Origin of the sequence: Peptoniphilus gorbachii, from assembly GCF_016908115.1 — a bacterium.
Lineage (GTDB): Bacteria > Bacillota > Clostridia > Tissierellales > Peptoniphilaceae > Peptoniphilus_A > Peptoniphilus_A gorbachii.
The window spans coordinates 45,436-58,324 of the sequence record NZ_JAFBDH010000002.1; the positions used below are offsets into that span (position 1 = coordinate 45,436).

The window sequence follows — 12,889 nt, forward strand, 5'->3', positions numbered from 1 at the left end:
CTATTAATTAAAATAACTAATTAATCTTCAGATTCATCGGATTCATCAAAATCGTCTTCTTCGCCATCTTCATTTTCGTAAATGTGGCTGTTTTCAAAAGACTCAACCTCATCATTTGAAATTGTTCTGATGCCAATATTTGCAGTTCCTGTGTGTTCAATAAGTTCCTTTATTTCGTCATCTGATTCATTATTTTTGTCGTCAATGTTGTCAATCTTCGTTAATTCATCTTCATCAACTTCAAGATCAACTTCATTTCCATTTTCATCAAGTACTTGAATTTCAAGAGCAAGTGCTTGTAATTCCTTTATTAAAACTTTAAAGGATTCAGGAACTCCTGGTTGTGGAATGTTTTCGCCCTTAACTATTGCTTCGTAAGTCTTAACACGACCAACAATATCGTCAGACTTAACTGTAAGCATTTCTTGAAGAGTATGGCTGGCACCATAAGCTTCAAGTGCCCAAACTTCCATTTCCCCAAATCTTTGTCCACCAAATTGTGCCTTACCTCCAAGAGGTTGTTGTGTAACAAGTGAGTAAGGTCCAGTAGAACGAGCGTGGATCTTTTCATCAACTAAATGGTGAAGTTTTAACATATACATGTAACCAACAGTTACAGGGTGGTCAAATTCTTCTCCAGTTCTACCATCTCTTAGTTGAATCTTTCCATCTCTAGAATATCCTGCTTCTTCAAGTGTATCGAAAATGTCATTTTCATTGGCACCATCAAATACTGGAGTGGCAACATGCCAGCCTAATTTTTTGGCAGCAAGACCCAAGTGAACTTCTAGAACTTGTCCAAGGTTCATACGAGAAGGAACCCCTAATGGGTTAAGAACAATTTGAATAGGTGTACCATCTGGCATATAAGGCATATCTTCCTTAGGCATTACCCTAGAAATAACTCCTTTATTACCGTGACGACCACACATTTTATCTCCAACTTGAATTTTTCTCTTTGTAGCAACAAAAACTCTTACCATTTCATTGACGCCTGGTTGAAGTTCATCGCCAGCAGATCTATTAAAAGTCTTTACGTCTACGACAATACCTTGTTCACCATGAGGAAGTCTAAGGGAAGTATCTCTTACTTCTCTTGCCTTTTCACCAAAGATTGAACGAAGAAGTCTTTCTTCTGCAGAAAGTTCAGTTTCTCCCTTTGGAGTTACTTTACCAACAAGAATGTCTCCTGGTTTAACTTCTGCACCAATTCTTATAATTCCTCTTTCGTCAAGATCCTTTAACATATCTTCGCCAACATTAGGAATATCTCTAGTTATTTCTTCAGGTCCAAGTTTTGTATCTCTTGCTTCAGATTCATATTCTTCAATGTGAAGTGAAGTTAATACATCGTTAATTACAAGTTCTTGACTTACAAGCATAGCATCTTCGTAGTTATATCCTTCCCAGTTCATAAAGGCTATTAGGATATTTTTACCAAGAGCCATTTCACCTTGGTCTGTACTTGGTCCGTCGGCAATAATTTCTCCTGCTTCAACAGAGTCTCCAGCATTTACAATTGGTCTTTGGTTAATTGTAGTGCCTTGGTTTCCGCCCATGAATTTGTGTAATTTATATGAGTCAATGCCCTTGTCAAATTCTCTTTCAATTTCAATATGAACAGCATCAACTTTTTTTACAGTTCCCTTATTTTTAGAGACTATTACAACGCCTGAGTCCTTGGCTGCTCTATATTCAATACCAGTTCCAACAACAGGTGCTTCAGTTTTTAATAGAGGTACTGCTTGACGCTGCATGTTGGCACCCATTAGGGCTCTGTTGGCATCATCATTTTCCAAGAAAGGAATCATAGAAGTACCAACCGCAACAATTTGTTGAGGTGAAACGTCCATGTAATTTACATCTTTGATGTCAAATATATCGGCATTACCACCATGACCTCTGGCTGCAATTCTGTCTTCAACGAATTTATTATTTTCATCAAGCCTTTCGTCAGCTTGTGCAATGATTTGTTCGTACTCAACATCGGCTGTTAGATAATCAATTTGATCAGTTACAACTCCGTCAACTACTTTTCTATATGGTGTTTCAATAAAACCATAGTCGTTAATTCTTGCGTAAGTTGTAAGTGATGTTATAAGTCCAATATTTGGACCTTCTGGTGTCTCAATAGGACACATTCTTCCATAGTGTGAGTTATGGACGTCACGCACTTCAAATCCAGCTCTATCTCTGCTTAACCCACCAGGTCCAAGTGCAGATAACCTTCTTTTGTGTGTTAATTCTGATAGAGGATTGTTTTGGTCCATAAATTGTGAAAGTTGTGAAGAGCCAAAAAATTCTTTTATGGCAGCTGTCACAGGTCTAATATTTATAAGTGATTGTGGTGTTGTAGCATCAACATCTTGAACTGTCATTCTTTCACGGATAACTCTTTCCATTCTAGAAATACCAATTCTAAATTGATTTTGAAGTAGCTCTCCAACAGATCTAATTCTTCTGTTGCCCAAGTGGTCGATGTCATCAACTGAACCAACATTATTCATAAGTCCAAATTCATAATTAATTCCAGCGATAATATCGTCAATTAATATATGTTTTGGAGAAAGTTCTTTGTGAGCTTTTAAAAGTTCTTCTTTGAATTTTTCTGTGTCTTCAGAATATTCTTCATAAAGTTCATCGAAAAGTGGTCTATAAACTTTTTCTTTAAAGCCAAGTTCTTCCATGTCAAAGTCAAGTTCGTAAGCATCAACAAAAGTAAAGTTATTTCCTATAACAATTGTCTTATCTGTTGCGTGTTCATAATTTTCATCAGTTTTTATTAAAACTTGGTTAACTCCAGCTGCTTCGATTTTTTCAGCCTTTGCTCTAGTAAGAAGTTCACCTTCTTCAGCTAAAATTTCGCCAGTCATAGGATCAACTATGTCTTCTGCAGGAATATTATTTTCTATTCTTGCACTGATGCCTAATTTTTTGTTGAATTTATATCTTCCAACTTTTGCAAGATCATATCTTCTGTCATCGAAAAACATATTTTCAAAAAGTGACTGTGCTGAATCAATTGTAGGTGGTTCACCTGGTCTTAACTTTTTATAAATTTCAAGTAAAGCTTCATTTTTATTAGTAGTAATATCTTTTTCTAATGTCTTTAAAAGTGCTTCACTTTCACCAAGAACATCAATTATTTCTTGGTTAGACTCAACTCCCAATGCTCTTAAAAGAACAGTGATAGGAAGTTTTCTAGTTCTGTCAATTCTTACATTAATTACGCCTTGAGCATCAGTTTCAAATTCAAGCCAAGCTCCTCTATTTGGAATAAGTGTTGCCGAATAGATTTTTTTACCAGTCTTGTCTCTTTCTTCTTTGTAATATGCTCCTGGACTTCTTACAAGTTGTGAAACAACTACACGTTCTGCTCCATTTATTACAAAAGTACCAGTTGGTGTCATAAGAGGAAGGTCGCCCATAAAGACTTCTTGTTCCTTTACTTCTCCCGTTTCACTATTGATAAGTCTTACCTTTGCCTTTAGTGGCGCAGAATAATTAGTGTCTCTTTGTTTTGATTCATCAATATCATATTTAATATCTTCAGATAAATGATAGTCGACAAATTCCAAAATTAAATTACCAGTGTAATCCTCGATAGGAGATACGTCGTCAAATACTTCCTTTAACCCTTCTTCAATTAACCATTTATATGAAGAAGTCTGCACGTCAAGGAGATTTGGAAGTGACATAACCTCATCTACACGAGAAAAACTCATTCTCTCACGTTTCCCATATTTAACAGGATGTACCATTAATTTTCTCACCCTAGCCTTTCAAATGAGTGTCTCCAATTAGAGTACAAATCACCACTCTAATTATTATTATGCAAATAGGTATTTTATCATTTTTTATGTAAACTTGCAAGCTTTAAAACAAAAAAAATCCTGCCACTTGGCAGAATTTTTTTAAAGTCTAATATAAGCGTAACCTTCATTTTGAAGTTTTACTATTTTTGTAATTACTAATTCTTCTACATGAATTCCAGCAGGAATTAATTCCTTTGTAAGTCTATTATCTTCTAATGCTTTTTTACCAATTGTGATATTTACTTTAGGATTTCCTAAAACACCATGAAAATCAACTCCAGAGTATTTAGTGAAAAGTGCTGCAGCCTTAGCCATTGCAATTATTTCAACATGTATATCATCAATATTATCTAATAAATCTCTTACATTTGAAATTACATCTGCCCATTTATCTTCTTCGACTACGTGAAAAATTACCTTCATATAAATCCCTCCTTATTAGTTAATATTTTACACTAATAAAGTGAGAAAATAAAGTAGCTTTTACTTTATTAGCTATTTCTTAAAAATTACCTTCTTTATTTCTTTTATTTCTTCAACTCTTAATACAATTAATAAGATTAAATAAATTAAGCCTGCAATAATTATAGAAATTAATAGAGATAAATTTATTCCAAAGCTCTTAGTTAATATATTGTAGAAAAATTTTGAACAAATAGCCATAACAATTGATGAAATAGTAATTTTTATGACATTTGTAAAAAGTTTTTTGTTAAATACATTGCCAATTAATTTAATTGATGGGAGGTAAAGTGCTATAGCCCCAACTATAAAAGAAATAGAAGTCGCAAGGGCAATTCCCCTTATTCCCATTACTTTTGAAAGTAAAAGAGCAAGAATGACATTAATTGCTACTATTAAAACAGAATTTATAACTGGAGTTTTGTTATCTCCAAGAGAATAAAAAACTCTTGAAATAACTTCACGCACACCAATTCCAATTACACCAAAGGCAAAAAAAGATAAAACTGTTGCCGTAATTTTTGCATCATCTACTGAAAATTCTCCACCAACAAATAATAAATTTACAATTGGGAAGGAAAAAATATAAAGACCAAAGGCAGCTGGCACAACTAGAAGTAGCATATTTGAAAGTCCTTCAGAAAGTGCAGATTTTAAATTTACATAGTCCTTTTTTGATCCAAAGTTTGCAAGTTTTGGATAAGTTGCTGTAATAATTGATGTTACAACTATTCCCGTTACAAAACTTTGAAGTTTGTAGGCATAATTTAAAATAGAAATTCCACCAGCATAGGCTCCTGATGCAAGAGAACGGGAAATCATGAAGTTTATTTCAATTGCTGAAGTTGAAATTAAAATTGGAAGAATTGAGATAAACATTGTCTTCATGTCTTCATTAAAACTAATTTTTAAACTGTGTCTGTAGCCAAGTTTTTTAATTGGCAAAATAAAAATAGAATATTGCAAAATAAAGGCAAGTAAAATTCCTATGGCAAGATAATTTATTCCTAGCTTGTAAGAAATTCCCATTGCAATTATTATTATGACATTCATTAAAATTGAATGAAGAACGGAAATTATAAATTTTTCGTATATTTGTAAATAGGCCTTATAAATTGAACTTACAGCTGTTACTGCAATAGAAAGCATGGCAACTCTTGAAACAAAAATTGCTGTTTCTAATTTCTCTCCCTCAAAGCCTTCAGCCATTAATTTCACAAGAGGTCTTGCAAAAATAATAGAAAGAATAGTCACAAGAACAAAGACAATTAAAATAATATTGGAAAGATTAGCAGTAAAGAGGTCTGCTCTTTTCTTGTCCTCTCTCTCCTTTATCTTGTCGTACATGGGTATGTAGCCATTGGCAACAGCCCCGCTAATGACATTGGTAAAGGTCATGGGAAGTTGGAAGGCAATTAGAAAAATATCTGCCACCATGCCAACTCCAAAAAAGTAAGCAAGTGCCTTTTCTCTCAAAAGTCCAAAGATTTTTGAGACAATTGTAATAATCATTAATATATATGAAGTCTTCATCATTTCTCCTTTAAATAAAAAACTTGGCTTTAACCCCAAGTAATTATATATTTATTTAATTTTATTTACAAGTTTTATTGATTCAGTTATCTCAATAACTTTTCATTAAAATAAACTCTCATATTTTTTCGATTTCGACTATACTCGAAATCTTTTGCTATTTTTGATTTATTTCTAGTATAGTCGAAGCCATAAAAATTTATTAAATAAAAAAGTGATGCTAAGAATAAAATTAATTATCCCTAACATCACTTAAAATAAATTATATTAAACTGTTAATAAACATAAAGAGAGGAAAAATTATAATCAATAAAAAATTTAATACTCCAAACAAAATCGACTTTTCTTTTACTGCAAAGACAAGACCAATAATGCCAATAATCCTACAAATAAATAAACTAGTGAGACCTGTTGGTCTTAAATTTGTAAAGTTTTCAAAAAGATCTACTGGCAGCATATAAGAAATTATAAAAATTCCTATGCCAATAAAAAATAATAATTTGCTAATATTTTTTCTCATGACTACCTCCTAATCAAATCCTCTTATCAAATCAATGGGATCAATTTTTAGAATATTTTTCAAAGATAAGTTGTAGATTAAGATATTTATACCATAAATCAAAATTCCAAAAACAAGAAAATATTTATATTCAAAATATGATAATAAAATCTTCATATCCATTGTTGGTGAAATTTTTGCAATTATAAATAAAGCAGCAAAACTTACTGTTAAAACTATTGCCAGAGATTTTATTTCCTCGAATATGAAATCCTTTATAAATTTATTTTTTAGTTCTTCCTCATCTATTCCACAAGACATTAAAGAACCAATTTCTTTTTTTCTTGCCATTAAACTTAAATTAATAGAAGAATATCCATTAGTTATATTTAAAATAAAAATTATACTTGCAATAGAAATTATCATAAGGCCAAAAGTTTTTACATCTTTCATGCGATTTGCCTCTTCGTCTTTACTCGTAGTTAAATTATATGTTTCATTATAAGCAATGGATGAATCCAATCTCTCTTTAACTTCATTCTTTATATCGTCTAACTTATTTTCATCAACTTGCATTGATAGTTCATAGGTGTTTCTTCTCAAGTCATTATTGTTTTTTAAATAGTATTTATTCCATTCATCTAAGAGTTTAAAATATGTGTCAAAGTCAAGATATAAATACACATAGAAGGGTTCTCTTCTTTGTCTAAAGTCCTTTGTGTCATCAATTAATTTATCCACTTTAATTGAATAATTGTAATCTTTCTCTTGTGTTATAGAGTAATTTAAACTATTTATATTTTTAAAATATTTTGTTGTTTCTGATCCATCAATAGGTGCATTTGGATTAACTTGGACCCTATTTAATAGCAAAACTTCTCCCTTTTTACCACCTATTTTTTCAAATGTTTGGTCATCTAAAGCCGTTATAATTCCATCGAGATAAAAATCTTCGCCATTATCGTAATATTTTCGCATTTTTTCATCTAAATTAAGAGATCTAAACTCATCTGAATAATTTTGCTCCTTACTAAGAGAAATATATTTTTCAGTTGAAAGGAAGGCTCTGTGATTTTCTGTAGTCTTCATTATATCCTTTAAGACATTTGGAACTTCAGCTTCATTTGAATGAATTAGTATATTAATATTCGTATTGTAAGTGTAAGTATTCTTCACCCTATTGTACTTTGCCATAGAGAAAACTATCAAAAAAATTGATACAATTATCATTCCAATTGCAGAAATATATCTCTGAGAAGAAGTAGTTTTTAAATTATTTATCTTCAATTCTTTCCAAATATCTTTATTTCTCTTTAGTTTTATATTTTTGTCATTAAAGTTGCCTTTTATACCATCAATTATATTTATCTTTGCGATTTTTTTAGCTGGAGCAAATATTGATATGAAAATTATAAAAAAGCAAATTAATAAAATTACAAAGGAAAGGCTTGGCGAAAATTCTATATATTTGAGTTTTTCCTCTTCCTCTACAATTTTTTGAAGACCAAGATAGAGGAGGTTGATTCCCCCATATCCGAAAACATGTCCCATAACTATTGGTAGAAGTGAAATTTTTAATCCATCTTTTAAAAGCAATTTATAAATTTGATAATCTGTTGAGCCAATGGATTTGTACATTGAAACTTCTCTTATCTTTCTTAGACCCCAAACTGTAAAAATATTTTTTACAAAAAATATAAAAATAAGGATTGTAGCAAATATTAAAATAGAGTCTACAATCACCTGCCTATTTTGTTGTAAAAGACTTCCATCAACATTATAGTAATCTTTCATTATCTCGCTATATTCAAGTTCTACTTTATCTTTATTCAAGGCAGATGCAAGATCTTTTTCTAAATTATCTTTATTATTGTAGGCTTTTCTAAAATTATGGAATCTTACAAAGCTATTGGTCTTTGCATCCTTTCCAATGACAGTAGAAGCATAAAAAATCTTCATATTCTCATTGTAAAGATTTCTTGTGAGACCACTTATTACATATTCTTTGCTATCTTTTCTTATAAATTCTTCATCCTTAGTAACACTTGAAACTGCTTTTATTTGTTTTCCATCAACCAATCTATTTCCAAATTCTACTTTTATCTTATCGCCAATTTTTAAATTTTCTTTTTTTGCAAGACTTTTTGGTATGGTAATTTCATTATCTTTTGCAGCAAAACTTCCCTCTTTTAACATATTATCTTCTAACATCTTGTTATAACCCTGGTCTATGTAATTTACCACTAAGACATTTTGAGATAGCTTGGCAGAATTATTTTCTACTGCAACTTCTCCCACTTCTTTAATATTCTTTATTTCTTTTAATTTACTTGATTCACCAGAAACTGTATCAGACATAATTTTAGCATCATAAATTGATCTGTTCCTAAAAAATTTATAATCAAACTTATTATTTACATATCCAAAGTAAAGGCAAAATGTAAAGAAAATTGCAGTTATAAAAAGTGAAAGTGAGATTGATAGATTCTTCCTATTCATTCTTATCATCTCCCACTACTTTTCCATCCACTATTGTTATTACTCTTTCTGCCTCTAGGGCTATGGACTCGTCATGGGTGATTACTATAATTGTCTGTTTTAAAGTCCTGTTAAAATATTTTAAAATTTCAATTATTTCTCTTGAATTTTCTCTGTCTAAGTTTCCTGTTGGCTCATCAGCAAGTACAAGGGACGGAGAATATATAAGACTCCTTGCTATGGCAACCCTTTGTTGCTGACCACCTGATAGTTCACTTGGAAAAGAATCCAACTTGTTTTCTATGCCAAGTTTTCTAATAATATCTAATAGGACTTCATCTTTGATTTTTCTCTTATCAAGCTTTAGGGGCAACTCAATGTTATGCCTAACTGTTAAGTTGGGAATTAAATTATAAAATTGATAAATTAGACCTACTTTCCTTCTCCTAAAAAGTGCTAATTCCTTTGATGAATATTTTGAGATGTCATTACCGTCTATAAATATTTTTCCGGAACTTGGATTGTCCACACCACCCAACAAGTGAAGAAGAGTTGACTTGCCTGATCCACTTGGTCCAACAATTGCAATAAATTCTCCTTTTTCTATTTTTAAATTAACATCATCAATTGCCCTTACAAGATTTTCTCCACTTCCATAAGTTTTTGATAAATTTTCAGTTCTAACAATTTCCATATGTACCTCCCTCTATTTGTCTCAATAATAAAGGGTTAAAATGACTTTTAAGTGACATTGTAAAATTTAATTTTAAAAATCGCACCATCTTTGCCATTTTTTACAGATATATCTCCATTGTTTGCCTCAACAATTGATTTTGCCATAGCAAGACCTATGCCAAAGCCCTTAGAGTCAGGACTCTTGTAAAATCTTTCAAATATTTTTTTGAAGTTTTCTTCTTTAATACCTCCGCCGTCATCTTCAATTATTATCTCTGTGTAAATTGGATTCTTATTTGTAGAAATTTTAATTTTTGTAGTTTCTTCACGATTTAAAGCGTTTTTTATAATATTTATTAGGGCTTCAGAAACCCAATAATAATCAACTTTTATCTCAGAATCCTCATAATCAAATATAATTTTAATGTTTTTTTCATCAATACTTTTTCTTAAAATATCTAAGGCGTATTCAATTATTTCTGAAATTAAAACTTCATTCTTTTCCATTTTATCTACATTTGCATCAAGACTAGATAGCTTTAATAAAATATCAGCAAGAGAATTAAGCCTTTCAAGTTGAAGCTCAAGTCTTTCAATTTCTTTTTTATTGTCCTCATCCTTATTGATCATCTCCAAATCAAAAAACATTGAAGTAATTGGAGTCTTTATTTGATGGGCAATATCTTCTAGGTTTTGAGTTTGCTTTTTTGAATTTTTCTCCACTAATTCTCTAGCTTCAACAAGTTCTATAAAAATTTTATAAATCTTATCTTCAAGGATTGAAAACTCATCTTGCACCATGGGAATCGAATAATTTTTTTCTCCCAGCCTATCTATAAGTTCTTCCAATTCTTCAATTCTTTTCTTTTGTCTTTTCTTTAAAAAATAATAAAGTATAAGTAAGCTCACAGGGTAAAATAAATAAATCATCAGTCCATCCTATAACCTATTCCACGGATTGTTTTAATAATATCTCTGTCACTTTTATCTCTAATTCTTTTTATAGTGGCAGTTAGTGTATTGTCGTTGACAAACTTTTCTCTTCTATCCCAAAATCTCTCTAATAAAAATTCTCGAGTAAAAATTCTATTGGGATTATTTATAAATAAATTCATAACTTCAAATTCTAGCGCTGTTAAATCAAGTTTCTCATCTTTATAATAAAAACATCCTTCATTTTTATTTAGGCTTAGATCTTTAAAGCTAATAAAATCATCTTTTACAAGAGCAGTCCTTAGAGTCTTGTCAATCCTAGCTCTTAAAATAGCTAATTTAAAAGGCTTAGTAATATAATCATCTGCTCCATTGTCAAGAGCTCTCACGATAAATTTCTCATCATTTTTCACTGTTGTGATGATGACACGGATATTATTGTTTCTCAAAATTTTTAATAAGTTAATTCCATCAATATCAGGCAAATTTATATCAAGAATCGCCAAGTCAAAAGAATTGTTTATTTTATTTATTGCCTCTTTATAAGAATTACAAATTTCCACATCAAAATTGTTTGCAGACAAATATTTATAAATTTGATTTGATAAAATTTCATCATCTTCTATTAAAATTATTTTTTTCATTTAATCACCTAACATAATCTTGTAAACAAATTCTATCACACTTTGGTTTTTAAAAGAATTCCTAATCATTTTAGACTCTTATAAATTTTCCTAACAAAAAAGCACCGGTCTTTGCCAGTGCTTGTGTTTTAAAAATTTTATTCTATAAATTCTTTTGGATCAAGATCTACTAAATTTATGCTGCCCCTTGATATTATTTTCATGTCGCCTGTTAGATGATAAATCCAATTTGATATAAAGGGCTCATGGGATACAAAGATGTAATTTTCATCTGGGTCTAAAGTTTTTAATATATCTTTTATTCTTCCACCGGCAAGATAGTCCTTCACTTCAAAATTTGAGTCCAGATGTTTTGCCAAAATTTCTGCAGTTTCTTTTGCTCTTTCAAGAGGTGAGGAGTAAATTTTAAAGGATCTTTTGTCTTCTAAATTTTTTGCAAAGGCTTTAAAGGCTTCCTCTAATTTTTTCTTGCCTAAAGTTGTGAGCTTTCTCTTGAAATCATCATCTGCATAAATTTCTGCCTCGCCATGTCTTATAAAATAGATTTTCATTTTAAATTAAAGAAGGCATCAAAGCCAGGATAAATTGCAAGATCGCCTAGTTCATCTTCTATACGAAGAAGTTCGTTATATTTTGCAACTCTTTCAGATCTTGCTGGTGCACCAGTTTTTATAAAGCCAGCATTAGTTGCAACTGCTAAATCAGCAATTGTTGAATCTTCACTTTCTCCAGATCTGTGAGAAATTATTGCTGTGTAATTGTGTCTCTTTGCAAGTTCTATGGCATCAAGAGTTTCTGTAATTGTTCCAATTTGATTTAATTTTATTAAAATTGAATTTGCAGATTTCTTTTCAATCCCTTCTTGAAGTCTCTTTGTATTTGTAACGAAAAAGTCGTCGCCAACTAATTGAACCTTGTCGCCAAGAAGTTCTGTCAAGTGCTTCCAACCTTCCCAATCGTCTTCTGCTAGTCCATCTTCAATGGAATAAATTGGGTATTCATTTACAAGTTCTTGATAAAATTTTGAAAGTTCTTCTGCTGTAAATTCACGACCTTCTCCTGCAAGTACATATTTTTTCTTATCTTCATCATAAAATTCTGAAGCTGCTGCATCAATGGCAAGGACAATGTCTTTTCCAGCTTCATAGCCTGCTGCTTTTACTGCTTCAAGTATGCAGTCGAAGGCTTTTTTATTTGATTCAAGATTTGGTGCAAAACCACCTTCATCGCCAACACCAGTTGAAAGTCCCTTGTCCTTTAAAACTTTTTTAAGGGCATGATAAACTTCTGCGCCCATTCTTAGTGCTTCCTTAAAGTTTTCTGCTCCAATTGGCATAATCATAAATTCTTGGATGTCTACATTGTTGTCGGCGTGTTCGCCACCATTTATTATATTCATCATTGGAATTGGCATAGTTTTTGCATTTACTCCACCAAGATATTGGTAAAGTGGAAGCCCTGCTTCATTTGCTGCAGCTCTTGCAACGGCAATGGAAACTCCAAGAATTGCATTGGCACCAAGTTCGCCCTTGTTTTCTGTTCCGTCAAGTTCTATTAACATTTTATCAATGCCAAGTTGGTCAAAAACATCAAAACAAATTAATTCTTCGGCAATTCTTTCATTTACATTTGCTACTGCCTTTTCTACGCCCTTGCCATTATATCTTTCTTCTCCATCACGAAGTTCAACAGCTTCGTGAATACCAGTTGAGGCGCCACTTGGCACAATGGCAGAGCCAAAGCCACCATTAATTGTTCCAACTTCTACTTCAACTGTTGGATTTCCCCTTGAATCAAGGACTTCTCTCGCGTAAACATAATCAATTAAACTCATAATTCCTCCTAATTAA

The 12,889-nt window shown here is 31.4% G+C and carries 10 protein-coding genes; all 10 read right to left on the reverse strand.

The window, feature by feature from the left end; genetic code table 11:
• Positions 1–20: 20 nt before the first annotated feature.
• The 10 genes from rpoB to eno all read right to left on the reverse strand — a co-directional run bounded on the left by rpoB (position 21) and on the right by eno (position 12,873).
• A complete protein-coding gene (rpoB, locus tag JOD41_RS02325) occupies positions 21–3,761 on the reverse strand; it encodes a DNA-directed RNA polymerase subunit beta (protein WP_205051435.1) in 3,741 nt (1,246 codons plus the stop codon).
• 153 nt (positions 3,762–3,914) lie between these two features.
• Positions 3,915–4,238, reverse strand: a complete 324-nt coding sequence (locus JOD41_RS02330) for a DsrE family protein (RefSeq protein ID WP_205051436.1) — start codon at positions 4,236–4,238, stop codon at positions 3,915–3,917.
• 72 nt (positions 4,239–4,310) lie between these two features.
• The gene (gene murJ / locus JOD41_RS02335; protein WP_205051437.1) at positions 4,311–5,810 is read right to left on the reverse strand and encodes a murein biosynthesis integral membrane protein MurJ; all 1,500 of its coding nucleotides are present in this window, start codon (positions 5,808–5,810) and stop codon (positions 4,311–4,313) included.
• A gap of 262 nt (positions 5,811–6,072) precedes the next feature.
• The gene (locus tag JOD41_RS02340; protein WP_205051438.1) at positions 6,073–6,330 is read right to left on the reverse strand and encodes a hypothetical protein; all 258 of its coding nucleotides are present in this window, start codon (positions 6,328–6,330) and stop codon (positions 6,073–6,075) included.
• 9 nt (positions 6,331–6,339) lie between these two features.
• Positions 6,340–8,808, reverse strand: a complete 2,469-nt coding sequence (locus tag JOD41_RS02345) for an ABC transporter permease (RefSeq protein WP_205051439.1) — start codon at positions 8,806–8,808, stop codon at positions 6,340–6,342.
• Positions 8,801–9,481, reverse strand: coding sequence for an ABC transporter ATP-binding protein (locus tag JOD41_RS02350; RefSeq protein ID WP_205051440.1), 681 nt, complete (start codon positions 9,479–9,481; stop codon positions 8,801–8,803). The genes JOD41_RS02345 and JOD41_RS02350 overlap by 8 nt, the downstream gene beginning before the upstream one ends.
• 47 nt (positions 9,482–9,528) lie before the next feature.
• A complete protein-coding gene (locus tag JOD41_RS02355) occupies positions 9,529–10,392 on the reverse strand; it encodes a sensor histidine kinase (RefSeq protein ID WP_205051441.1) in 864 nt (287 codons plus the stop codon).
• The gene (locus JOD41_RS02360; RefSeq protein WP_205051442.1) at positions 10,392–11,039 is read right to left on the reverse strand and encodes a response regulator transcription factor; all 648 of its coding nucleotides are present in this window, start codon (positions 11,037–11,039) and stop codon (positions 10,392–10,394) included. Before JOD41_RS02360 ends, JOD41_RS02355 begins: the two co-directional genes overlap by 1 nt.
• A gap of 137 nt (positions 11,040–11,176) precedes the next feature.
• A complete protein-coding gene (locus JOD41_RS02365; RefSeq protein WP_205051443.1) occupies positions 11,177–11,590 on the reverse strand; it encodes a SixA phosphatase family protein in 414 nt (137 codons plus the stop codon).
• The gene (eno, locus tag JOD41_RS02370) at positions 11,587–12,873 is read right to left on the reverse strand and encodes a phosphopyruvate hydratase (RefSeq protein ID WP_205051444.1); all 1,287 of its coding nucleotides are present in this window, start codon (positions 12,871–12,873) and stop codon (positions 11,587–11,589) included. Before eno ends, JOD41_RS02365 begins: the two co-directional genes overlap by 4 nt.
• Between the last annotated feature and the right edge of the window lie 16 nt (positions 12,874–12,889).

Bases quoted from the DNA above. Each gene is read 5' to 3' on its own strand.
- rpoB (WP_205051435.1), bottom strand. From the start codon at position 3,761: ATGGTACATCCTGTTAAATATGGGAAACGTGAGAGAATGAGTTTTTCT.
- JOD41_RS02330 (WP_205051436.1), bottom strand. From the start codon at position 4,238: ATGAAGGTAATTTTTCACGTAGTCGAAGAAGATAAATGGGCAGATGTA.
- murJ (WP_205051437.1), bottom strand. From the start codon at position 5,810: ATGAAGACTTCATATATATTAATGATTATTACAATTGTCTCAAAAATC.
- JOD41_RS02340 (WP_205051438.1), bottom strand. From the start codon at position 6,330: ATGAGAAAAAATATTAGCAAATTATTATTTTTTATTGGCATAGGAATT.
- JOD41_RS02345 (WP_205051439.1), bottom strand. From the start codon at position 8,808: ATGAATAGGAAGAATCTATCAATCTCACTTTCACTTTTTATAACTGCA.
- JOD41_RS02350 (WP_205051440.1), bottom strand. From the start codon at position 9,481: ATGGAAATTGTTAGAACTGAAAATTTATCAAAAACTTATGGAAGTGGA.
- JOD41_RS02355 (WP_205051441.1), bottom strand. From the start codon at position 10,392: ATGATTTATTTATTTTACCCTGTGAGCTTACTTATACTTTATTATTTT.
- JOD41_RS02360 (WP_205051442.1), bottom strand. From the start codon at position 11,039: ATGAAAAAAATAATTTTAATAGAAGATGATGAAATTTTATCAAATCAA.
- JOD41_RS02365 (WP_205051443.1), bottom strand. From the start codon at position 11,590: ATGAAAATCTATTTTATAAGACATGGCGAGGCAGAAATTTATGCAGAT.
- eno (WP_205051444.1), bottom strand. From the start codon at position 12,873: ATGAGTTTAATTGATTATGTTTACGCGAGAGAAGTCCTTGATTCAAGG.